The 22,871-nt window shown below is 71.0% G+C and carries 15 protein-coding genes; 8 read left to right on the top strand and 7 right to left on the bottom strand.

Going from position 1 to position 22,871, the window contains the following annotated elements; genetic code table 11:
- A partial coding sequence (locus HZU84_RS18665) for an immunoglobulin-like domain-containing protein (protein ID WP_180693069.1) occupies positions 1-3,329 on the top strand: 3,329 nt, incomplete at its 5' end.
- 8 nt (positions 3,330-3,337) lie between these two features.
- Here the strand turns inward: HZU84_RS18665 and argJ are convergent.
- The 4 genes from argJ to HZU84_RS18645 all read right to left on the bottom strand — a co-directional run bounded on the left by argJ (position 3,338) and on the right by HZU84_RS18645 (position 9,277).
- A complete protein-coding gene (gene argJ, locus HZU84_RS18660; RefSeq protein WP_149502492.1) occupies positions 3,338-4,567 on the bottom strand; it encodes a bifunctional glutamate N-acetyltransferase/amino-acid acetyltransferase ArgJ in 1,230 nt (409 codons plus the stop codon).
- A gap of 32 nt (positions 4,568-4,599) precedes the next feature.
- A complete protein-coding gene (locus HZU84_RS18655; protein ID WP_180693068.1) occupies positions 4,600-5,232 on the bottom strand; it encodes a GNAT family N-acetyltransferase in 633 nt (210 codons plus the stop codon).
- Positions 5,233-5,350: 118 nt separating this feature from the next.
- On the bottom strand, positions 5,351-8,095 hold the full coding sequence (gene secA, locus HZU84_RS18650; RefSeq protein ID WP_149502490.1) for a preprotein translocase subunit SecA: 2,745 nt from the start codon (positions 8,093-8,095) through the stop codon (positions 5,351-5,353).
- A 159-nt stretch (positions 8,096-8,254) separates the two neighbouring features.
- A complete protein-coding gene (locus tag HZU84_RS18645; RefSeq protein WP_149502489.1) occupies positions 8,255-9,277 on the bottom strand; it encodes a M23 family metallopeptidase in 1,023 nt (340 codons plus the stop codon).
- A gap of 42 nt (positions 9,278-9,319) precedes the next feature.
- Between HZU84_RS18645 and HZU84_RS18640 the strand changes: the two genes are divergently transcribed.
- A complete protein-coding gene (locus HZU84_RS18640) occupies positions 9,320-9,622 on the top strand; it encodes a hypothetical protein (protein ID WP_149505128.1) in 303 nt (100 codons plus the stop codon).
- Between the two features lie 6 nt (positions 9,623-9,628).
- On the opposite strand, the gene gpmA is transcribed toward HZU84_RS18640, so the two are convergent.
- Positions 9,629-10,372, bottom strand: coding sequence for a 2,3-diphosphoglycerate-dependent phosphoglycerate mutase (gpmA, locus tag HZU84_RS18635; RefSeq protein WP_149502488.1), 744 nt, complete (start codon positions 10,370-10,372; stop codon positions 9,629-9,631).
- Positions 10,373-10,467: 95 nt separating this feature from the next.
- Between gpmA and HZU84_RS18630 the strand changes: the two genes are divergently transcribed.
- From HZU84_RS18630 to HZU84_RS18620, 3 genes are all read left to right on the top strand, one after another.
- A complete protein-coding gene (locus HZU84_RS18630) occupies positions 10,468-10,878 on the top strand; it encodes a rhodanese-like domain-containing protein (protein ID WP_149502487.1) in 411 nt (136 codons plus the stop codon).
- Between the two features lie 67 nt (positions 10,879-10,945).
- Positions 10,946-11,203, top strand: a complete 258-nt coding sequence (gene grxC, locus HZU84_RS18625) for a glutaredoxin 3 (protein WP_149502486.1) — start codon at positions 10,946-10,948, stop codon at positions 11,201-11,203.
- A 143-nt stretch (positions 11,204-11,346) separates the two neighbouring features.
- A complete protein-coding gene (locus HZU84_RS18620) occupies positions 11,347-13,236 on the top strand; it encodes a potassium transporter Kup (protein ID WP_149502485.1) in 1,890 nt (629 codons plus the stop codon).
- Here HZU84_RS18620 and rrtA read toward each other — a convergent pair.
- Both rrtA and glnE read right to left on the bottom strand, forming a co-directional pair.
- The gene (gene rrtA / locus HZU84_RS18615; RefSeq protein WP_149502484.1) at positions 13,184-13,840 is read right to left on the bottom strand and encodes a rhombosortase; all 657 of its coding nucleotides are present in this window, start codon (positions 13,838-13,840) and stop codon (positions 13,184-13,186) included. The genes HZU84_RS18620 and rrtA overlap by 53 nt on opposite strands.
- Positions 13,819-16,599 carry a bifunctional [glutamate--ammonia ligase]-adenylyl-L-tyrosine phosphorylase/[glutamate--ammonia-ligase] adenylyltransferase gene (gene glnE, locus HZU84_RS18610; RefSeq protein WP_149502483.1) on the bottom strand — a complete coding sequence of 927 codons (2,781 nt, stop codon included), beginning with the start codon at positions 16,597-16,599 and terminating at the stop codon, positions 13,819-13,821. The genes rrtA and glnE overlap by 22 nt, the downstream gene beginning before the upstream one ends.
- Positions 16,600-16,744: 145 nt before the next feature.
- On the opposite strand from glnE, the gene HZU84_RS18605 reads away from it, so the two are divergent.
- The 3 genes from HZU84_RS18605 (at position 16,745) to HZU84_RS18595 (ending at position 22,123) form a co-directional block, all read left to right on the top strand.
- Positions 16,745-20,998: a YhdP family protein gene (locus tag HZU84_RS18605; protein ID WP_180693067.1), complete on the top strand. Its 4,254-nt coding sequence runs from the start codon at positions 16,745-16,747 to the stop codon at positions 20,996-20,998.
- Positions 20,999-21,000: 2 nt separating this feature from the next.
- Positions 21,001-21,819: a carbon-nitrogen hydrolase family protein gene (locus HZU84_RS18600; protein ID WP_149505127.1), complete on the top strand. Its 819-nt coding sequence runs from the start codon at positions 21,001-21,003 to the stop codon at positions 21,817-21,819.
- 133 nt (positions 21,820-21,952) lie between these two features.
- A complete protein-coding gene (locus HZU84_RS18595; RefSeq protein WP_180693066.1) occupies positions 21,953-22,123 on the top strand; it encodes a hypothetical protein in 171 nt (56 codons plus the stop codon).
- The last annotated feature ends 748 nt before the right edge of the window (positions 22,124-22,871 follow it).

Genomic DNA, 22,871 nt, shown 5'->3' with positions numbered 1-22,871 from the left:
ACGCGCTGGCCGAGGGCTCGGAAAGCATCACCATCTCGGTCGGCGAGATCACCGGTGGTGGCTTCGAGGCCATCGCGGCGGATCCGAACAAGGGCTCGGTCACCACCCTCGTTACCGATGATGTCGGAGGCCCGGGCGGCGGCACGCCGGGCAGCGAGGACACCTGCCTGGTCTCGATCACCGGTCCAGGCTCGGTCGTCGAGGGACAGACCGCCAGTGGCTACACCGTCAACCTCAGCCAGCCTGCAGCGACTGACGTCACCATCAAGCTCACCTACTCCGGCACCGCCACGGACGGTTCGGACTACACCGCCGTCACCTCGGTCACCATTCCTGCGGGTCAGACCCGCACGACCTTCGACCTGAACACGATCGACGACGCACTGGCCGAAGGCTCGGAAAGCATCACCATCTCGGTCGGCGAGATCACCGGCGGCGGCTTCGAGGCGATTGCGGCAGATCCGGACAAGGGTTCGGTCACCACCCTCGTTACCGATGATGTCGGAGGCCCCGGCGGTGGCATGCCGGGCGCCGAGGACACCTGCCTGGTCTCGATCACAGGTCCAGGCTCGGTCGTCGAGGGACAGACCGCCAGTGGCTACACCGTCAGCCTGAGCCAGCCGGCCGCGACTGACGTCACCGTCAAGCTCACCTACTCCGGCACTGCCACGGACGGTTCGGACTACACCGCGGTCACTTCGGTCACTATTCCGGCCGGGCAGAGTTCGGTCGAATTTGATCTGAGCACGATCGACGACGCGCTGGCCGAGGACTCGGAAACCATCACTGTCTCGGTCGGAGACATCGACGGCGGCGGTTTCGAGGCCATCGTCGCCCACCCGCTCGAGCGCAGCGTGACGACGACGCTGCAGGACGATGCCGGCCCGCACGGCCCAGGCACGCCCAGGGCCGAGGACACCTGCCTGGTGTCGATCACCGGCCCCGGCACGGTCGCCGAGGGCGGCACCGCAGCCGGCTACACCGTGACCCTGTCGCAGCCGGCGGTCACCGATGTGGTGATCCGGCTGAACTACGGCGGCAGCGCCAGCGCCGGCAGCGACTATGCGCCGGTCCTGTCGGTGACGATCCCGGCCGGCAGCCGCAGCGCCAGCTTCGACCTGCCCACCCTCGCCGACGGGCGCGCCGAGGGCAGCGAGAGCATCGTCGTCACGCTGGGCAGCATTTCCGGCGGCGGCTTCGAGGTGCTGCGCGGCGACCCGGGCGCCTTCTCGGTCACCACCGTGATCGCCGACGCCAACAACGCACCGGTGCTGCAGGCCGATCAGGCCACCACCCGGGAGGACACCGCCGTCAGCGGCAACCTGCTCGCCAACGACCGCGACCCCGACGGCGACACGCTCACCGTCACCCACTTCACCTGGAACGACCAGAGCTTCACGGCCGGCAGCAGCGCGACGATCGCCGGCGTGGGCACGCTGACGGTGGGCAGCGACGGACAGTTCCTGTTCACTCCGGCCCAGGACTACGCCGGCGCGGTGCCGGTGGCCAGCTGCACCGTCAGCGACGGCCGGGGGCAGGTGAGCGTCTCGACGCTCACGCTGTCGATCACGCCGGTCAACGACGCACCGACGCTGCGCGGCACCACGCTCACCCTCAGCGAGGAAGGTCTGGCCCAGGGCCGACCGGAAAGCGGTGAGACCCCCGCCACCCAGGCCGGCGGCCGGCTGCAGTTCAGCGATGTCGACAGCAGCGCCTTGAGCTTCACGCTGAGCGCGCCGACCGCACTGCTGTCGAGCGGCGGCGTGGCGCTGAGCTGGAGCGGCGACGGCAGCGCGGCACGGCCGCTGGTCGGCAGTGCCGCCGGCCAGGCGGTGATCTCCGCCACCATCGACGCCGAGGGCCGCTACAGCGTGACGCTGCATGCGCCGCTGGACCATCCGGTGCGCGGCCAGGAGGATGCGCTGACGCTGTCGCTGGGCGTGCAGGTCAGCGATGGCCAGAGCAGCAGCAGCGCCAGCATCGACGTGACGGTGCGCGACGACTCGCCCGTGCCGCTGTGCGTGGTGCGCTGCGCCGATCTCAGCCCGGTGCAGACCAATCTGCTGATCACGCTGGATGTGTCCGGCTCGATGAGCACCCGCGACGGCATCGGCGGCCAGACCCGACTGCAGAGCGCGATCGCCTCGATCGAGAAGCTGATCGACAGCTACGCCGACCGGGGCGACGTGATGGTGCGCCTGGTGACCTTCTCCAGCGGTGCCAGCGAGCGGGGCGCCTGCTGGATGACAGTCGACCAGGCTCGCTCGACGCTGCGCTGCCTCAGCGCCAGCGGCAACACCAACTACGACGCAGCGCTGGATGCGGCTCGCGGCGCCTTCGACGACCCAGGGCGACTGGTCGACGGGCAGAACATCGCCTACTTCTTCTCCGACGGCCGCCCGAACGTGCCCAGCGGCGATGTCGGCATCGATGCGGCGGAGCAGAAAGTCTGGGAGCGCTTCGTCGAGGCGAACGACATTCGCTCCTACGCGATCGGCCTGGGCAAGGATGTGCCGGCCGCGGCACTGGCGCCGATCGCGCATGACGGCGAGGGCCAGGACACGATTGCGCCGCTGCTGGTCACCCGCTTCGACCAGCTCGACGCGGCGCTGGCGCAGACGGTGGCCGATCCGATCCAGGGCGAGCTGGTGGCCGGCGGCATCGACCGGGCCGCCGGTGCCGACGGCGGCCACCTGAGCGCGCTGGTCGTCGACGGCGTGCAGCACCGCTGGGATCCGTCCACCAGCGCCTCCGACACCGTGACGGTGCGCACCGCCAGCGGCGGCGAGTTCACCTTCAACATGGAGACCGGCCGCTACAGCTACCAGCCGCCCGCCGGCGCTTCACGCGACTACCAGGAAAAGATCGGCTTCGTGCTGACGGATGCCGACGGCGACAGCCGCAGCGGCTCGCTGACGCTGGGCGTCGATGTCGACGGCAACGGGCGCTGCGACGTGCAGTGCGCGCCCGCCACGACCAGCCCGATCCCCGACGCCTCGGGCTGCCTGACCGGCAGCATCCTGAACTGGTCGCTGGCCGATCCGTGCGACAGCAGCAGCACCGGTGGCACCAGCGCGAGCGGCACCTCGTCAGGCACCGGCTCGCTGCACTGCGGCGACCTGCTGTCCTCGACGCTCGACCTGCTGGCGCAGTGGAGCAACAGCAGCAGCGGCAGCACCGGGAGCGGCTGCACCAGCGCACCGGCGCCGGCCTGCGCGCCCGCACCAGCCCCCGCGGACGGCTCGGGCGCCCTGTCGAGCGCCGAGCAGCTGCTGGCGCAGACGCTGATCCGTCAGGCCAGCGACACCAGCAGCCACTGCGGGCCCTGAGCCGACAATCAGCTGCGGTAGTCGGCGTTGATCGTCACATAGTCGTGCGAGAGGTCGCAGGTCCAGACGGTGGCCTGCGCCTCGCCGCGGTTCAGGCCGACGCGGATGGTGATCTCGGCCTGCTTCATGACGCGCTGGCCGTCTTCCTCACGGTACTCGGGACGGCGACCGCCCTGGTGGACCACATGCACGTCGTCGAGGTGCAGGTCGATCAGGGTCTGGTCGAGATCGTCGATGCCGGCGTAGCCGACCGCCGCCAGGATGCGGCCCAGGTTCGGGTCGCTGGCGAAGAAGGCGGTCTTGACCAGCGGCGAGTGCGCGATCGCGTAGGCGGCCTGCAGGCACTCGGCCTCGGTGCGGCCGCCCTCGATGGTGACGGCGATGAACTTGGTCGCACCCTCGCCGTCGCGCACGATCGCCTGCGCGAGCTGCTGCGACACCGCCACCACCGCATCGCGCAGCGCCCGGCCCTCGGCTGAGTCCAGCGCGGTGATCGTGTCGTTGCCGGCCTGGTGGGTGGCGATCAGCACGAACGAGTCGTTGGTGGAGGTGTCGCCGTCGATGGTGATGCGGTTGAAGCTGAGGTTGGCGGCCTCGGTCACCAGCGGCTGCAGCAGGGCCGGATCGATCGCCGCGTCGGTGGCGACAAAGCCCAGCATCGTCGCCATGTTCGGGCGGATCATGCCGGCACCCTTGCTGATGCCAGTGACCGTCACGGTCCTGCCGCCGATCGTGACCTGGCGCGACGCGGCCTTGGGCAGCGTGTCGGTGGTCATGATCGCCTCGGCGGCGACCGCCCAGTGGTCGGCCCGGGCGTCGGCCAGCGCGGCCGGCAGGCCGGCCTGGATGCGGTCGCTGGGCAGCGTCTCCATGATCACGCCGGTCGAGAACGGCAGGATCTCCTCGGGCGCGATCTCCAGCGCCTTGGCCAGCGCCAGGCAGACCGAGCGCGCACGCACCAGACCGTCGTCGCCAGTGCCGGCGTTGGCGTTACCGGTGTTGATGACGATGGCGCGCTTGGCCGGACCGGCGGCGAGGTGCTCGCGGCAGATCTGCACCGGCGCGGCGCAGAAGCGGTTCTTCGTGAACACGCCGGCGACGCTGGAGCCCGGGGCAAGCGTGATGACGGTCAGGTCACGCCGGTTGGCCTTGCGCACGCCGGCCATGGCGATGCCGAGCTGCACGCCGGCGACCGGGTGCAGATCCTGGGGATTCGGGGCGGAGAGGTTGACGGGCATGGCAGTCGGTCGGTGGGCAGATGAGGAGGAATTCAGGCCACGGCCGGATCGGAATCGGCACGGGCCGGGCGCGCGGGCATTGTAGGCAGCGGATCCGGCACCGGATCGCTGGCCAGGCGCGCCAGCAGATGGTGATCGCACAGCAGGCCGCGGCCGTCGCGCTCGACCTGGCGCATCAGACCCTCGCGCAGCATGCCCAGGCTCTCGGCGAAAGCCAGCGAACGGGTGTTGCGCACATCGCACCAGACCTCGATGCGGGCCATGCCCTGGCGCCAGGCCCAGTCCATCAGCGTGAGCGCGGCCTCGCGCACCAGGCCCCGGCCGCGCTGGCGGCTGCAGCCGACAAAGCCGATCTGGCAGCGCGGCACGCCGAAGTCGACGCTGTGCAGGTCGACGCAGCCGACATAGGTGCTGGTGTCGTACTCGAAGGCCAGATAGCTCACGCCCTCGCCTTCGGTGAGGATCCACTCGCGGGTGCTCTCGCAGTGGCGGCGCGCGGCCTCCTCGTCCCAGCGCTGGTGACCCCAGGCGATGTAGTCGAGCTCGGGCATCGAGCGGCGCACGCTGGCGTAGAGCGCCGGGGCATGGCGCGCGTGGATCTTCTCGAGCCGCAGGCGGCGCCCCGGCAGGATCTCGGGACTGTGGCGAAAGGTGTCTGGGGTCATCGGCGACGGTCCTGCTGTCGAAAGGTGAAGCACGGGCAGGAGCGCGGTCCGGCAGAAAACGACAAGGGGCCCGCAGGCCCCTGTCTCTTTCATGCCGGTCAGGCCGACCTGCGGGGAATCAGGCGAGCTTGCCGTGGCACTGCTTGAAGCGCTTGCCGCTGCCGCAGGGACACGGATCGTTGCGGCCGACACGCTGCGTCAGGTGCTCGGGCAGCGGCTGGGCCGGATCCTGCGACACGCTGCCATCCTCGTTCGGGTGGGTGTAGGTGACATTGCCGACCCGCTCCGCCACCGCCTCGATCGCATCGGCCGCACGGGCCGCCTCGTCCTGGGACTGGATGCGCACCGTCAGCAGCACGCGGCTGACATCCATTTTTACCACATCGAGCAGCTGGCTGAAGAGCTCGAAGGCCTCGCGCTTGTATTCCTGCTTCGGGTTCTTCTGCGCATAGCCGCGCAGGTGAATGCCCTGGCGCAGGTAGTCGAGCGCGGCCAGGTGCTCGCGCCAGTGGCTGTCGATCGACTGCAGCAGCACCATGCGGCCGAAGTTGTTGAACTGCTCCTCGCCGACCAGCGCGATCTTGGCGGCGTGGGACGCATCGGCGGCGGCGACCACCTTCTCGACGATGTCGGCATCGTCGAGCTCATGGCTGGCCTCGACCAGGGCCTTCAGGCCGATCTCGAGCTGCCACTCCTCGCGCAGCACCTTCTCGAGAGCGTCGATGTCCCACTGCTCCTCGACGCTCTCGGCCGGCACGAAGGTGCGCACCACATCGGTCAGCGCGCCACGGCGCAGGTGGGCGAGCTGCTCGGAGATCTCGGTCTGCTCGAGCAGCTCGTTGCGCTGCTGGTAGATCACCTTGCGCTGGTCGTTGGCGACGTCGTCGTACTCGAGCAGCTGCTTGCGCATGTCGAAGTTGCGCGCCTCGACCTTGCGCTGCGCGCTCTCGATCGAGCGGCTGACGATGCCGGCCTCGATCGCCTCGCCCTCGGGCATCTTCAGGCGGTCCATGATCGCCTTGACCCGGTCGCCGGCGAAGATGCGCATCAGCGGATCCTCCAGCGACAGGTAGAAGCGCGAGGAGCCCGGATCGCCCTGGCGGCCGGCACGGCCGCGCAGCTGGTTGTCGATGCGGCGGCTCTCGTGACGCTCGGTGGCGACGATGCGCAGGCCGCCGAGCTTCTTGACCTGCTCGTGCAGCTCCTTCCACTCGACGCGCAGCTGGTCGACGCGGGCGGCCTTGTCGGCCTCCGACAGCGCCGGATCGGCCTCGACCTGCTGGATCAGCTTCTCGATGCTGCCGCCCAGCACGATGTCGGTGCCGCGACCGGCCATGTTGGTGGCGATGGTCACCATCTTCGGCCGGCCGGCCTGGGCGATGATGTCGGCCTCGCGGGCATGCTGCTTGGCGTTGAGCACCTGGTGCGGCAGCCCGGCCTTCTTCAGCAGCTCGGAGACCTGCTCGGAGTTCTCGATCGAGGTCGTGCCCACCAGCACCGGCTGGCCGCGCTCGAAGCAGTCGCGGATGTCGGCGACCACCGCGTCGTACTTTTCCTTGTCGGTCTTGTAGACCAGGTCGAGCTCGTCCTTGCGGATCATCGCCCGGTTCGGCGGGATCACCACCGTCTCCAGACCGTAGATCTCCTGGAACTCGTAGGCCTCGGTGTCGGCGGTGCCGGTCATGCCGCCGAGCTTGGCGTACATGCGGAAGTAGTTCTGGAAGGTGATCGAGGCCAGCGTCTGGTTCTCGGCCTGGATCTTCACGCCTTCCTTGGCCTCGACCGCCTGGTGCAGGCCATCGGACCAGCGCCGTCCGCTCATCAGGCGGCCGGTGAACTCGTCGACGATGACCACCTCGCCGTTCTGCACGACATAGTGCTGGTCGCGGTTGAACAGGTGGTGCGCGCGCAGCGAGGCGTAGAGGTGATGCACCAGCGTGATGTTGGCCGCGTCGTAGAGCGACGCGCCCGGCGCGAACAGCCCGGCCTCGGCCAGCAGCTGCTCGGCCTTCTCGTGGCCGGCCTCGGTCAGGAAGACCTGGTGCGTCTTCTCGTCGGCGGTGAAGTCGCCCGGCTCGATCACGCCCTCGCCGGTGCGCGGATCGGCCTCGCCGATCTGCTTCTTCAGGTGCGGCACGACCGCGTTGATGCGCAGATACATGTCGGTGCGGTCGTCCGCCTGGCCCGAGATGATCAGCGGCGTGCGCGCCTCGTCGATCAGGATCGAGTCCACCTCGTCGACGATGGCGAAGTTCAGCCCCCGCTGCACGCGGTCGGCCGTCTCGTAGACCATGTTGTCGCGCAGGTAGTCGAAGCCGAACTCGTTGTTCGTGCCGTAGGTGATGTCGGCGGCGTAGGCGGCCTGCTTGGCCTCGCGCGGCATGTTGGGCAGGTTCACGCCCACCGTGAGGCCCAGGTAGTTGTAGAGCCGGCCCATGGTCTCGGCATCGCGCGAGGCCAGGTAGTCGTTGACGGTGACGACATGCACGCCCTTGCCCGAGAGCGCGTTCAGGTAGACCGGCAGCGTCGCCATCAGCGTCTTACCCTCGCCGGTGCGCATCTCGGCGACCTTGCCGTTGTGCAGCGTCATGCCGCCGATGAGCTGCACGTCGAAGTGGCGCATCTTCATCAGCCGCTTGCCGCCTTCGCGCACCACCGCGAAGGCCTCGGGCAGCAGGTCGTCGAGCGAGGTGCCGGCGGCCACGCGCTGGCGGAACTCGGCGGTCTTGCCGCGCAGCTCGTCCTCGCTCAGCTTCTCGAACTGGGGCTCGAGCGCGTTGATCCGCTCGACCACACGCCGGTACTGCTTGAGCAGGCGGTCATTGCGGCTGCCGAAAATCTGGGTCAGGAGCTTGGGCAACATGAACGGAATCGTGCGCGACGTGCAGAGGACCCGCGGCGGTTCAGCCCTTGCCGCAGGATCCGGGAACAAGGTGGTTTGAGGTGCGGCCGGGTTAGAGCAGCGCGGCAGGCCAGGCCGGCACACCTGGTCAGGCATGCCCTCGGACGGATTTCGAGTTTATCACCGGCCTTTTGCAACTCTGCCGGAGCCGGGCAGCGCTTCCCCGGGCCGGGGTGGCAGATCGGCGTCGAGCCGCTCGCCCAGCGCGAGGAAGCGCGCCGGATCCTGCTGCACGCCCTCGAGCAGCACCTCGAAATGCAGATGCGGCCCGGTCGAGCGGCCGGTGCTGCCCACGCGCGCCACCGTCTGGCCGCGGCGCACCAGCTCGCCCGGACGCACCAGGATCTCGCTGCTGTGCGCATAGCGGGTGACCAGACCCTGGCCGTGGTCGATCTTCAGCGCCAGGCCATAGGCGCCGTCATGCTGGGCCTCGATGACCCGACCGCCCGCGGCCGCGCGGATCGGCGTGCCGACCGGTGCGGCGAAGTCCAGCCCGGTGTGCAGCGCGGTGCGGCCGTTGAACGGATCGATGCGGAATCCGAAGCCCGAACCGATGGCGACCTCGACCGGCCGGATGCTGGGCACCAGCATCTGCTCGAGCCGGCGCGACAGCAGCCGGGACTCGGCCAGCACCAGCAGGTCGGACTGGCGATCGGCCTCGAGCTCGATCTGCTGCATCAGCTGCTCCAGCCGGGCGGCGCCGCCGCCGGACGGCGCCGGCACGAAGGGTCCGCCGCCCGGCCCGGAGGCGAACGGGCTGGCCTGCGAGGCCGCGCGGCCCGCCTCGTCGAGCGCACGCAGCTCCTCGTTCTTCAGGCCGGCCAGTCCGGACACCCGCTCGCCGACCGCCTCGATCTTCAGCAGCTTGGCCTGCAGCTCGCCGAGCTGCAGCGCCATCGCCTCGACGTTCTCGCGCAGGTAGCGCTCGCGGTCGACCGCATCGCGGCCGATCACCGGGCCGACGATCTGGCTGACCACCGGCCAGCCTTCGCGCACCGCCTTCAGGAAGACGAAGTGATAGACGGTGCCCGACAGCAGCAGCAGCGCCAGCAGCAGCGCGCCCAGCATCAGCCACAATTGCAGCGGCCGCAGGTGCAGGGAGCGCGTGCGGGCCAGTCTGCCATGGGTGATCAGGATATCCATCGTCGCTTCGTTCCTCGTGCCGCGCCGGGCGCTTCAGTCTCGGTGCCGGACCCGCTGCCACTGCAGCGGGCGCTGAACCAGTGCGAGCCGCTGCAGCGGCTGCAGCAGCGGCTGGCCCAGTCGGGCGCGCGCATGGAGGCGGTGCGCCCGCTTCTGCCGGCCGCGCTGCTGCGCCATGTGCGCAGCGGCCCGTCCGATGACGAGGGCTGGACGATGCTGGCCGGCAACCCGGCCGTCGCCGCCAAGCTCAGGCAGCTGCAGCCCCGGCTGGAAGCGGCGCTGAAACAGAAGGGTTTCCAGCGTACCGGGATCCGGATCCGGGTTCAATCACCGATGAACCCGTGATCAGGCTCAGGCCTTGCCCTGGTTGGCGACCGCGGCGGCGGCCTTGGCGGCGGCCTCGGCGTCACCCAGGTAGTAGGACCTGATCGGCTTCAGGTCGGCGTCCAGTTCGTAGACCAGCGGAATGCCGTTGGGAATGTTCACGCCGACGATGTCGTCGTCGCCGATGTTGTCCAGGTACTTGACCAGCGCGCGGATCGAATTGCCGTGCGCAGCCAGCACGATGCGCTGGCCGGAGCGGATGGCCGGGGCGATCGCCTCGTTCCAGAACGGCAGCACGCGCGCGACCGTGTCCTTCAGGCACTCGGTCAGCGGCACCTGCTCGGGCACGAGCTTCGCGTAGCGCGGATCCTGGCGCTGGCCGCGCGGATCGTCGGACGCCAGCGCCGGCGGCGGGGTGTCGTAGCTGCGGCGCCAGACCAGCACCTGCGCGTCGCCGTACTGCTTGGCCATGTCGGCCTTGTTCAGGCCCTGCAGGCCGCCGTAGTGGCGCTCGTTCAGGCGCCAGTCCTTGACGACCGGCAGCCAGTCGCGGTCCATCGTGTCCAGGCAGTGGTTCAGCGTGTGGATCGCGCGCTTGAGCACCGAGGTGTAGGCCACGTCGAACTCGTAGCCGGCCTCCTTGAGCAGGCGGCCGGCCTGGCGGGCCTGCTCGACGCCGGTGGCGGTCAGCTCGACATCGGTCCAGCCGGTGAAGCGGTTTTCCAGATTCCAGGTCGATTCGCCGTGGCGGATCAGCACAAGCTTGTACATGGCAGTCGGTCGTCGTCGGGTTGCAATCGGCGCGAATTCTATAATCCGCACCCTTGCCAACCCTTGCGCGCGGCCCCGTCCGACGCCGAACTTCCGTGAACTTCCTTCTCGACAACTGGATCTGGCTGCTGACCGCGATCGCCTCGGGCGCCGCGCTGATGCTGCCGAACCTCGGCAAGGGCGGTGGCGCCGATGCCGTCAACCCGAACGGCGCGGTGCAGCTGATCAACCGCGAGAAGGCGGTGGTGATCGATGTGTGCGAGCCGGCCGAGTTCGCGGCAGGACACATCGGCGGCGCGCGCAGCATTCCGCTGGGCCAGCTGGAAGGTGCCAAGGGCCTGCCGACCAACAAGACGCTGCCGCTGGTGCTGGTCTGCGCCTCGGGCATGCGGGCGCGCAAGGCCGCGGCGGTCGCGCGCAAGCTCGGCCACGAACGGGTGCATGTGCTCGAGGGCGGCCTGGCCGCCTGGCGCGAGGCCGGCCTGCCGGTCGAGAAGACCGCCTGAAACACCGGCCCGGCCATCCGGGCCGACAATCAGGCCTCTCCGACCCGCAGCCTCACCGCACCACGCCATGAACCCCGTCCGGATGTACACCACCCAGGTCTGCCCCTACTGCATTCGCGCCAAGCAGCTGCTGCAGGCGCGCGGCGTGGCGCAGATCGAGGAGATCCGCATCGATCTCGATCCCGCGCAGCGCATGCAGATGATGGAGATCACAGGCCGGCGCACCGTGCCGCAGATCTTCATCGGCGACACCCATGTCGGCGGCTGCGACGACCTGATCGCGCTCGACCAGCGCGGCGGCCTGCTGCCGCTGCTCGGCAGCTGAGCCCGAGCCCCTGAATCAGGGCCGCTGAACCCGGGCGTCGGACCTGAGGGTTCGGCGCCACACCGGCGGTGCGCAGGACCGCATGGCGAAGGCACAATCGTGACTTGCGAACACTGGCGAATGTCACGATCCGCCCTCATCCGGTGAGCTCATCCCACTCGCAGCAGCCCGGCTCCCGCCGGGACCTGGCGCTGCTGACCCTCGGCGCGCTTGGCGTCGTCTACGGCGACATCGGCACCAGCCCGCTCTATGCGCTGAAGGAAGTCTTCCACGCCGGCCATGTGCCGGTCACGCCCGACAACATCCTGGGCGTGCTGTCGCTGATCTTCTGGACGATGACGACCATCGTCTCGCTGAAGTACGTGCTGCTGATCCTGCGCGCGGACAACAACGGCGAAGGCGGCCTGATCGCGATGCTCGCGCTGGCCACCCATGCGGTGCGCGACCGCCCACGCCTGCACGGCGTGCTGATGATGCTGGGCATGTTCGGCACCGCGATCTTCTATGGCGACGGCGTCATCACGCCGGCCATCTCGGTGCTGTCGGCGATGGAGGGCCTCGAGGTCGCGGCGCCCAGCCTGCACCCCTTCATCCTGCCGCTGACCCTGCTGGTGCTGACCGGGCTGTTCGCGGTGCAGCGCTTCGGCACCGGCGGCATCGGCCGCGCCTTCGGGCCGATCACGCTGGTGTGGTTCGGCGTGCTGGTGGCGCTGGGCCTGCCGCATGTGATCGAGCACCCGGCGGTGCTGGTGGCGCTGGATCCGCGGCATGCGATCGGCTTCTTCGTCGGCCACCCGCTGGTGGCCTTCATCGGCCTCGGGGCCGTGGTGCTGTGCGTGACCGGCGGCGAGGCGCTCTATGCCGACATGGGCCACTTCGGCAAGCGGCCGATCCGCATCGCCTGGTACGGCGTGGTGATGCCGGCGCTGGTCGTCAACTACTTCGGCCAGGGCGCGATGCTGCTGCGCGATCCGGCGGCGATCGAGAACCCCTTCTTCATGATGGCGCCGGACTGGGCCGCGCTGCCGCTGGTCGGGCTGGCCACCGCGGCCACCGTGATCGCCTCGCAGGCGCTGATCACCGCCGCCTTCTCGGTCACCCGACAGGCGATCCAGCTCGGTCTGCTGCCGCGCATGCGCATCCTGCACACCTCGGTCAAGGACCTGGGCCAGATCTACATCCCGTTCGTGAACTGGGGGCTGTATCTGTTCATCGTGCTGGCGGTGGCGCTGTTCAAGTCGTCCACGAACCTGGCTTCGGCCTATGGCATCGCGGTGACGCTGGACATGACGATCACCACGGTGATGACCTTCTTCGTCATCCGCCACGGCTGGAAGTACCCGCTGCCGCTGTGCGTGGCGGCCACCGGCTTCTTCTTCGTCATCGACATCGCCTTCTTCGCCTCGAACATGCTCAAGCTGTTCGGCGGCGGCTGGTTCCCGCTGGTGATCGGCATCGGCATGTTCACGCTGATGCTGACCTGGCGCCAGGGCCGCGCGCTGATGAGCCACCGGCTGCGCGACGACGCGATCGAGCTGCGCACCTTCCTGGAGGCGATCTTCGTCAGCCCGCCGCTGCGGGTGCAGGGCACCGCGGTCTTCCTGTCGGCCGAGCCGGACATCACGCCCAATGCGCTGATGCACAACCTCAAGCACAACAAGGTGCTGCACGAGCACAACCTGTTCGTGACGGTGCGCCACCACGACATCCCGTGGATCGGCTTCGAGCGGCGCATCACGATGGAGCCGCTCGGCCATGACTGCTGGCAGGTGACGCTGAACTTCGGCTTCAAGAACGAGCCCGACGTGCCCGAGGCGCTCAAGCTGCTGCAGGGCCGCGGCGTGCCGCTCGACCCGATGGACACCAGCTATTTCCTGTCGCGCGACATCGTGATGCCCACGCTGGGCGAGGGCATGTCGCTGTGGCGCGAGAAGCTCTTCGCCAACATGCACCGCAACGCGGCGGCCGCGGCCGACTTCCTCAGCCTGCCGGCGAACCGGGTGGTCGAGCTGGGCTCGAAGGTCGAGATCTGAGCCCGAGCGCCGCGGGCAGCGCCAGCAGCAGCCCCGCGGCCAGCAGGCCGCACAGCAGCCCGGCGGCATGCGCCAGCGGCGCGATGCGGATGTCCCAGCCCGGCGGCTGCACCTGCAGCACCGCCCAGGGCTGCTCGCTCAGCACCTTCAGCACCAGACCCAGCCCGAGTGCGGCGCCCAGCCCGCGCTCGGCGCGCAGCCGCCCGGGCTGGACCCGCAGCGCCACCGCCGCCACCGCCGCGCCGGCATGCAGGACGCCGGAGAGTCCGCCATAGCGCAGCAGCGCCGGCTCGGCCAGCAGCGCCAGATGGGTCAGCGGCCAGGCCAGCGCCCAGGCCAGCGCCGCCTCGCGCGGCAGCCGCGCGACATGGCCCAGCAGCAGCAGCAGCAGCGCGCCGGCCAGATTGGCGCCCAGATGCATCAGGCTGAAATGCACCCAGGCCGCGCTCCAGCAGCGCCAGGGTTCGGCCCAGGCCAGCGCCGGCTGCCAGGTGAGCACCTGCCGCGCCAGCCCGGGCCCGGTGCCGACCAGCAGCGCCGGCAGCACCAGCAGCAGCCCGACCGCGCTCCAGAGCCGGTCACTCAGCCGAAGACCGCCCGCCACAGCGCCAGCCCCGCCTGACGGTGCGCGGCCAGCGCACCGAGTTCGGCGATCTCGGTCTGGGTGCTGGCCTCGTCCAGGCGCGCGCGGTGCTGGGCGCGGCGCAGCTCGCGGTAGGCATCGGCCGCCGCCAGGCCCACGCCGGCCGGCAGCAGCGCGGCCCGCTCGGCCCGCTGCAGCAGCGCGATGTTGCCGACATCGTCCTGCAGCTCGGGATGCGCGGCGCTGTGCGCCAGCACCAGCCACTGCACCGCGAACTCGATGTCCATCATGCCGCCGCGGCCGTGCTTCAGGTCGAAGCGGGTCGGGCGCACCGGATGGGCCTCGCGCACCCGCTCGCGCATGGTGGCGATCTCGCGGCGCAGCGCATCCTGGTCGCGCGGCGCGGTCAGCACCGCGCGGCGCACCGCCTCGAAGCGCGACGCCAGGCTGGCATCGCCCGCGCACCAGCGTGCCCGGGTGATGGCCTGATGCTCCCAGGTCCAGGCGGTGTTGCTGCCGCGCCCCTGCTGGTAGCGCGCGAAGGCCTCGATCGAGGTGACCAGCAGGCCGGAGTTGCCGTTCGGCCGCAGCGCGGTGTCGATCTCGTAGAGCGCGCCGGCGGCGGTGCGCAGCGACAGCCAGGTGATGACCTTGCGCGCGAAGGCCGCATAGACCTCGGGCGCGCGCTCGTCGTCGTCGTCGTAGAGAAAGACGATGTCGAGATCGCTGCCGTAGCCCAGCTCCTTGCCGCCGAGCTTGCCGTAGGCGATGACCGCGAAGCGCGGCTGCTCGCGGTGGCGCTGGCGCAGATGGCGCCAGGCCCAGGACAGCGTCAGGTCGAGCATCGCGTCGGCCAGCGCCGAGAGGTCGTCGGCGACCTGCTCGACGCTGATCTCGCTCTCGACATCGCGCACCAGCGTGCGGAAGGTCTCGGCATGGTGCGCGCGGCGCAGGGTGTCGAGCAGCTCGCCCTCGTCGGCCTCGCCGGAGCGCACCCAGGCCTGGTGGCGGGCCTCCAGATCGCGCGACAGCGCGCCCGGCTCGAAGCGCTCGCCCAGCAGCCGTGCATCGGCCAGCTCGTCGATGACGCCCGGATGCAGCATCAGGTAGCGCATCGGCCAGCGCGCCAGGCCCAGCAGACGCAGCAGCCGGCCCAGCACCTCGCCGCGCTCGGCCAGCAAGGCCAGATAGCTGTCGCGGCGCAGCAGCGGCTCGATCCAGTCGATGAAGCGCAGCAGCGCGGTGTCGCCGATGCCGGGCATGTCGCGGCTGAGGCGGCGCGCACGCATCAGCAGCTTCGCCAGCCGCGCCCGGCCCTCGTCGCGCAGCAGCGCCACCCGGGGCGAATCGACCAGCAGCTTCAGCCGCGCCGCCAGCTCCGGCGACAGGCCGTCGAGCAGCGCCGGGCTGTCGAGCGTCGGCGGCGGGCCGGAGCAGCCGCGGCAGGTGCCGCCGCTGCTGCCCGGCCGGGGCGGCGTGCTGCGCCCCTCGTGCAGCAGCGCATCGAACTCGGTGGCCACCAGCTCGCGGTGCGCGCACAGCGCGTCGAGCAGATCGCAGGCCTCGGCGTTGCAGTCCAGCCGCATCGAGGCGGCAATCCAGCGCAGATCGGCGTCGACCGTCGGCAACAGATGTGTCTGCTGGTCATCCAGATACTGGATGCGGTGCTCGATCTGGCGCAGGAAGGTGTAGGCCCGGGCCAGCCGGTCGGCGGTGTCCTGCGGGATCAGGCCGACCCCGGCCAGGCGCTGCAGCGCCTTCAGCGTCGGGCGGGTGCGGATCTCGGGGAACTGGCCGCCGCGCACCACCTGCAGCAGCTGCACGATGAACTCGATCTCGCGGATGCCGCCGCGCGAGAGCTTCACGTCGTTGGCGCGCTCGGGCCGGCCGGCGGCGCGGCGCATCGCCTCGTCGCGGATCTTCTGGTGCAGCTGGCGCAGGCTCTCGAAGACGCCGTAGTCCAGATAGCGGCGGTAGACGAAGGGCGTGACGACGTCGCGCAGCGCGCGCGCGCGCCCGGAGGTGACCGCCTCGCGCGGCGCCACCACCCGGCTCTTCAGCCAGGCGAAGCGCTCCCACTCGCGGCCCTGCACCAGGAAATACTCCTCCAGCATCGCCAGGCTGACCACCGGCGGGCCGGAGTTGCCGTTCGGGCGCAGCGCCAGGTCGACGCGGAAGACGAAGCCGTCGTCGGTCAGGTCGCCGATCAGCGCACGCAGCGTGCGCGCGACCTGCGAGAAGTACTCGTGCGCCGAGATGACGCCCGCACCGTCGGCCCGGCCGGCGGTGGCGCCGTCTTCCTCGTAGACATAGATCAGGTCGATGTCGGAGGAGACATTGAGTTCGCGGGCGCCCAGCTTGCCCATGCCGATGATCCAGAAGTCGATCGGCGCGCCGGTGGCGGTGCGCGGCGCGCCGTGGCGCTCGTCCTGCTCGGCGCGGGCGAAGGCCAGCGCGGCCTCCAGCGTCACCTCGGCCAGCTCGGTCATCGCGCGGGTGACGGTCTCGACCGAGGCCTGCTGCTCGACATCGAGCACCACCAGGCGCTCCATCACCAGCTGGCGCACGATGCGCAGCGCCGAGGCCAGCGGGCGGCCCTGCGCCAGCACCGTCTGCAGCGCGGCCTCCATCGTCTCGCGCACCGGCTCGCCCGGGGGCAGCCAGGCCAGGGAATCGCCGCGAACGCGGCGCACGCGCTGCACATAACGGCTGTGGTCCGCGCGGGCCGCGAGGGCCGGCGTCGGATCTTGCGCCTGCGGAAGGGTATCGATCGAATTCATTCGGGTCTGTGCTAGCTTCTCTGCTTCCATCCTGCCGGCGCCTGTGCTGCTCGCTGCGTTCATGTCTGCCCCTCCCCGATCGCCCGACGCGCTCGCCGATCCGATCCCGACTGCCGACACCTCCGGATCCGCCTCGACAGGCAGGATGCCTCGCCTGCTGCGCGGGCTGGTCGGCACGGCAGCGGGCCTGGGCATCATCGTGCTTGCGGCATGGCTGACCTTGCAATGGGGGATTCTGCCGCGCGCCGACCTCTGGCGACCTCGACTGGCGCAATGGGCCTCGCAGGCGATCGGCATGAAAGTGCAGATCACGCACATCGAGGTGCTGGGGGACCTCTGGGCGCCGACGCTGCGGCTCGACGGCGTGCAGCTGCTCGACCCGCAGGGCCGCGCCGCGCTGCAGCTGGGCCGCGCCGAGCTGCGCATCACGCCCGGCTCGCTGATTCCGCTGCCGCAGCGCGGCTGGGCGCCGCGCATGGACCGGATCGTGCTGCAGACGCTGGTGCTCGACATGCAGCGCGACGCGCAGGGCCGCATCCTGCTCGCCGGACTGCCGATCGCGCCGGCGGACGACCGGAGCGACGCGGACGACGGCAGCAGCGCGCTGGCCGACTGGCTGTTCAGCCAGCCCGACATCCGGCTGCAGGACGCGCGGCTGCGCTGGCAGGATGCGCTGCGCCCGCAGGCCGGGCTGCTGGAGCTGGGCGATGTCGACATCGAGCTGGGCAACCGCCTGGGCCGCCATGTCGCGCGGCTGCAGGCCACGCCCCCCGCAGGCTGGGGGGATCGCTTCACGCTGAGCGCCGATCTGGCCGGGCCGCTGCTGTCGGCCTCGCGCTGGCTGGCGCCGGGCGACTGGCGGCGCTGGTCGGGCGAGATCCGCGCCGACTGGCCGCATGTGGACGTGGGCCGGCTGCGCCGCCACATCGACCTGCCCTTCGACCTGATGGAGGGACGCGGCCAGCTCGGCAGCCGGCTGACGGTGCAGGAAGGCGGCCTGGCGCAGGCCGGGCTGGACCTGCGCCTGGAGGCGGTGGCGCTGCGGCTGGCCCAGGCGCTGCCGCCGCTGACGCTGCACCGCATCGCCGGGCGGCTGGAGCTGGAGCGCGGCGAGGACGGCAGCCGCATCCGCGCCCGCGGCCTGTCCTTCGAGCTGCCGGCCGACGGCCAGGGCCGCGAGGCCGCGCACTGGCCCGACACCGATCTGACGCTGACGCTCGAGGGCCGGCCCGGCGCGTGGCAGGGCGGCACCTTCGCGGCCTCGCGGCTGGATCTGGCGCTGCTGGCGCGCTCGGCCGAGGCCATGCCGCTGGGCGGGCCGATGCGCCGCCTGCTGGCCGAGACCCGCCCGAGCGGCCGGGTGCACCAGCTGCGCTACGACTGGAGCGGCGAGGCCGAACTGCCGACACGCTGGCGCGCCCGCGGCCAGGCCGAGCAGCTCGGCCTGAGCGCCGAGCCGGCCACCGCGCAGCTCGAGCGCACCGCCACGCCCGGCCGCCCCGGCCTGCACGGCGCGCGGGTCGACTTCGAGGCCACCGAGCGCGGCGGCCGCGCCGGCGTACGCATGGGCCGCGACGGCGCGCTCGAGTTTCCCGGCGTCTTCGAGGAGCCCCGGGTGCCGGTGCAGCGGCTGCAGGCCGAGGTGCGCTGGACGCTGCAGCGCAGCCAGCCGCAGGCCCGCCCGGCCATCTCGGTCGAGGTGCGCCAGGCGCGTTTCGCCACCGCCGACGGCCAGGGCGAGTTCTCCGGCCGCTGGAAGAGCGGCCCGCCCGGCGGCGAGCGCTTCGGCCGCGACAGCTGGCTGCCCGGCCATCTGGACCTGGAGGCCCGGGTCGACACGCTGCGCGCCGAGCGGGTGCACCGCTACCTGCCGCTGGGCATCGGCGCCTCGACCCGGCATTACCTGGCCGGCGCGCTGCGCGAGGGCCAGGCCCGCGAGGTGCGCTCGCGGGTGCGCGGCGCGGTGCTGGACTTTCCCTACACCGGCCGCGACGAGCCCGGGCAGTTCCTGATCGAGGGCCGCTTCGAGCAGGTCGGCTTCGATGCCGCGCCGGGCAGCCGCTGGCCGCTGTTCTCCGAGGTGTCGGGGCGGCTGCGCATCGACGGCAACCGGCTGACGCTGGAGGACACCCGCGGCCGGCTGGGCCAGACCGGCAGCGGCCGCTTCCAGCTCGAGGGCGTCGAGGGCGGCATCGCCGACTTCGTGCACGACCCGGTGCTGAAGCTCTCCGGCCAGGGCCGCGGCCCGGCCGCCGACATGCTGAGCTATCTGGTCGACAGCCCGATCGACGGCTGGCTGGACCATCTGTTCACCCCGGTGCGCGCCGAGGGCGAGAGCCGGCTGGCGCTGGATCTGGCCATTCCGGTGCTGGAGGCCGAACGCACCACCGTGCGCGGCCGGGTCGAGCTGCAGCAGGCGCGGCTGCGCATGCGGCCGGACACGCCGGAGCTGACCGGGCTGGACGGCCGGCTGGAGTTCAGCGAGCGCGATTTCAGGGTGCTCGAGGCCCGGGCGCAGGTGGCCGGCGGGCCGCTGCAGTTCGCGGGCCGGCTGGGCGATGACGGCCAGGTGCGGCTGAGCGGCCAGGGCCGTGCCAGCCTGGAGGGCCTGCGCGCGCTCGACGAGCCGGCGGTGCTGCGCTCGCTGCTGCAGCCCTTCGACGGCGAGGCCGACTACCGCATCGAGCTGGGCCTGGGCCGGCTGGGCACCCGGCTGGCGATCGACAGCGATCTGGTCGGGGTGCGCTCGCCGCTGCCGGCGCCGCTGGCCAAGCCGGCCGCGCAGGCGCTGCCGCTGCGGGTGAGGCTGGAGCCGGCGCCCGATGGCGCCGAGCTGCTGCGCGTCGAGGCCGGCAGCGCGGCCCGGCCGCTGCTGCAGGTCGGCTATCTGCGCGACGCCCAGGCCGACGGCAGTGGCGCGGTGCGACGCGGCCGCATCGCGCTGGGCGAGGCCACCGTCGAGGGCCAGGATCCCCGCGTCTGGCCGGCGCGCGGCGTCGATGCGCTGGTGGCGCTGCCGGCGCTGTCGCTCGACCGTTGGCAGCAGTGGCTGCATCACGAGGCCCCGGCCGACTGGCGCGCAGGCGCGGCAGCGCCGGCCGCTCCCGCACCGGCCACCTCCAGCAACGCCAGCAGCATCGATCCCGGCCCCCTGCCCGGCCGCATCCAGCTGCGCACCGAGCGGCTGACGCTGGGCGGGCGACGCTTCGACCGGGTCGAGGCCCAGCTGCAGCGCGACGCCACCCGCAACGACCGCTGGCTGATGCGCCTGCAGGCCGATCAGCTCGACGGCGAGGCCGAATACACCGCCGCCGCGCCCGCCAGCCAGCGCCCGGCCGCGCTGCGCGCGCGGCTGTCGCGGCTGATGCTGACGCCGCACACCGAAGCCGGTGCCGAGCCGGTGGCGCCCGGCATCACCACGGCCGCCGCCGTTTCCAGCGCCGACGCCGCCGGCACCGCGCAGCGCCTGCCGCAGATCGACCTGCAGGCCGATGCGGTCGAGTTCGCCGGCAAGCCGCTGGGGCGGCTGGAGCTGCGCGCCGGCCCGCGCGCCAGCGGCGGCTGGCTGATCGACCGCCTGGCCCTGCTGCGGCCCGAGGCGCGTCTGGAGGCGGTCGGGCTGTGGCTGCCCGGCACCGCGCCGGTGGCCACCGGCGACCCGACCGGCCAGACCCGGCTGACCTTCCGCCTGGACCTGATCGACGGCGGCGCGCTGCTCGATGCGCTGGGCTGGCCGGGGCAGATGCAGGGCGGACGCGGCCACCTCGGCGGCCAGATCCAGTGGCCCGGCACGCCCACCGACTACGCCACCGCGCGGCTCGGCGGCCATCTGCGGCTGGATCTGGACCAGGGGCGCTTTCCGCAGGCCGATCCGGGCGCCGGGCGGCTGCTGGGCGTGCTGAGCCTGCAGTCGCTGCCTCGGCGCTTCCTGCTCGACTTCCGCGACCTGTTCCAGAGCGGCTTCGGCTTCGACCGCATCGACGGCGACATCGCCATTCGCCAGGGCCAGGCCAGCACCCGCAACCTGCGCATCCGCGGACTGCAGGCGATGATCCTGACCGAGGGCAGCACCAGCCTGGCGCAGGAAACGCAGGATCTGCATGTCTGGGTGGTGCCCGACCTCAACGCCGGCGCGGCCTCGCTGGCCTATGCGGTGATCAATCCGGCCGTCGGCCTGGGCACGCTGCTGACGCAGATGGTGCTGCAGGGCCCGCTGGCCGACGCCGCCACCCGCGAGTTCCGCATCACCGGCCGCTGGGACGCGCCGGAGGTGACCGGCGTCGACCGCAGCACCGGCGCACGCCCGCGTCCCGACCAGGGCGCCGCGCCCCCGCCGTCGTCGTCGTCGTCTTCGTCCTCTTCTTCCTCTTCTTCGCCGCGGGAGCCACGCACGCCATGAGCATGAAGATCGCCGCCGTCCAGATGGTCTCGGGCCCGCGCCCGGACGAGAACCTCGACCGCGCCGAGGCGCGGGTGGCCGAGGCCGCCGCGCAGGGCGCCGAGCTGGTGGCGCTGCCGGAATACTTCTGCCTGATGGGCCTGCGCGACCGCGACAAGCTGGCCATCGCCGAGCCCGATGGCGACGGGCCGATCCAGCGCCGGCTGGCGCAGATCGCGGCGCGCCACCGGGTCTGGCTGGTGGCGGGCTCGCTGCCGCTGGCGGTGCCGGGCGACGCCGATCACGCCACCAACACCACGCTGGTGTTCGATCCCGAGGGCCGGCGCGCCGGGCGCTACGACAAGATCCATCTGTTCCGCTTCGACGACGGCGAGCGCCGCCACGACGAGGCCGCGACGCTGCGCGCCGGCCACGCCCCGCTGGCGCTGGACATCACCGCCCGCGACGGCCGCGCGCACCGCACCGGCATCACCATCTGCTACGACCTGCGCTTCCCCGAGCTGTACCGCCAGCTCGCCAGCCCGCCGTGCAGCCTGATGGTGGTCACCGCCGCCTTCACCTGGCCCACCGGCCAGGCGCACTGGGAACTGCTGCTGCGCGCCCGCGCGGTGGAAAACCAGTGCTGGCTGCTGGCCAGCGCGCAGGGCGGCCAGCACGAGAACGGCCGCCGCACCTGGGGCCACTCGATGATCGTCGACCCCTGGGGCCAGATCGTCGCCGAACTCCCCGAGGGCGAAGGCATCGTCGTCGCCACGCTGGACGAGCAGCGCACCGCCGAGATTCGCACCCGGCTGCCGGCGCTGGAGCATCGGCGGCTCTGACCGGCCGGCCGGGCCGCGGATCCGCCAAATACGCCCCCGAACGCGGGCGAATGAAAAGCCGCGTCCGGCCTGCCGCACACCGCGCGCCTAGACTGGGCGGGTCCATTTCCTACATCACAGAAAGGCCCATTCCATGAAAGCACTGATCGCCCTGGCGCTCCTCGCCTCGACCCTCACCGGCTGCGCGGTCTACACGCCCGCCGGCTCCGTCGTCATCGACCCGGCCGGCCGGCACGACTCGGGCGGCGGCGGCGGTCAGGGCAGGTTCTGCCCTCCGGGTCAGGCCAAGAAGGGCAACTGCTGAGCTTGGGGGCTTGCTGCGCGGGCGCATCGGCGGGTCGAGAAATTCGTCACGCCCAGCACGGGTTCATGGATCCGCAGACGAAAAATCCTGCAATCGCTGCGCTGACTGCCATTACAAAGATGGCGTCAACGGCAAACCCTGCTGCAGGGTTTGGGGTCGATTTTTACGGGGGAGAAAGCATGCAGAAGATTGAAAAATTCCTTGCGCGACAACAGCTTGTGTGCAACAGGGGTACAGGTGAAAGTCTGCAAGTGGCTGTTACGCCTGCGGGGCGTGCGGTCTAAATTACTACAAGGGCATCCCCGCGAAGTCAACAAAACCTCTCCGGGCGGGTTTTTCTGAAACCCGCCTGAGCAGCGTTCAAACGATCCAGCCAACGCACAAGAAACCAGCGACCGACAGGGAGAACAAGGTGCGGACTGCAAAACTACAACCGGTCTTTGCTGCGGCTGTCTGTGCCGCTGACCCTGATGAAAGACGCGCGTGGGGGCTCCATTCGTTAGCCGAGGTTGCTCTTGCGAGCGCCTCCTAGATTTAACCGAGCACTCCCCACGCAGGTCTGACCTTGTTCCATCAACGCAGGCATCACGCGGTGGCAGATTCTTCCTTCACGGTGTCGGATGGCTCTGTTGCACAAAGCGAGCGTCCGAGCGCTCGTAGACTGACGCGGTGAGCGAAGCCAAGAAGAAGCGGACGAAGTACCGCACGACGAACTGGAAGGCCTACAACGCGGCGCTGAAGGCGCGGG

The sequence above is a fragment of the Sphaerotilus sulfidivorans genome (assembly GCF_013426975.1).
In the GTDB taxonomy this organism is placed as follows: Bacteria; Pseudomonadota; Gammaproteobacteria; order Burkholderiales; family Burkholderiaceae_C; genus Sphaerotilus; species Sphaerotilus sulfidivorans.
The sequence above is the reverse complement of the archived record's forward strand: the minus strand, read 5'-3'. Positions and strand labels throughout refer to the sequence as shown.

What these genes read in the sequence shown, in the direction of transcription:
- HZU84_RS18595 (WP_180693066.1), top strand. Translation starts at nt 21,953, where the DNA reads ATGAAAGCACTGATCGCCCTGGCGCTCCTCGCCTCGACCCTCACCGGC.
- argJ (WP_149502492.1), bottom strand. Translation starts at nt 4,567, where the DNA reads ATGCCCGTCAACCTCTCCGCCCCGAATCCCCAGGATCTGCACCCGGTC.
- HZU84_RS18600 (WP_149505127.1), top strand. Translation starts at nt 21,001, where the DNA reads ATGAAGATCGCCGCCGTCCAGATGGTCTCGGGCCCGCGCCCGGACGAG.
- grxC (WP_149502486.1), top strand. Translation starts at nt 10,946, where the DNA reads ATGAACCCCGTCCGGATGTACACCACCCAGGTCTGCCCCTACTGCATT.
- gpmA (WP_149502488.1), bottom strand. Translation starts at nt 10,372, where the DNA reads ATGTACAAGCTTGTGCTGATCCGCCACGGCGAATCGACCTGGAATCTG.
- HZU84_RS18645 (WP_149502489.1), bottom strand. Translation starts at nt 9,277, where the DNA reads ATGGATATCCTGATCACCCATGGCAGACTGGCCCGCACGCGCTCCCTG.
- HZU84_RS18605 (WP_180693067.1), top strand. Translation starts at nt 16,745, where the DNA reads ATGCCTCGCCTGCTGCGCGGGCTGGTCGGCACGGCAGCGGGCCTGGGC.
- HZU84_RS18655 (WP_180693068.1), bottom strand. Translation starts at nt 5,232, where the DNA reads ATGACCCCAGACACCTTTCGCCACAGTCCCGAGATCCTGCCGGGGCGC.
- glnE (WP_149502483.1), bottom strand. Translation starts at nt 16,599, where the DNA reads ATGAATTCGATCGATACCCTTCCGCAGGCGCAAGATCCGACGCCGGCC.
- secA (WP_149502490.1), bottom strand. Translation starts at nt 8,095, where the DNA reads ATGTTGCCCAAGCTCCTGACCCAGATTTTCGGCAGCCGCAATGACCGC.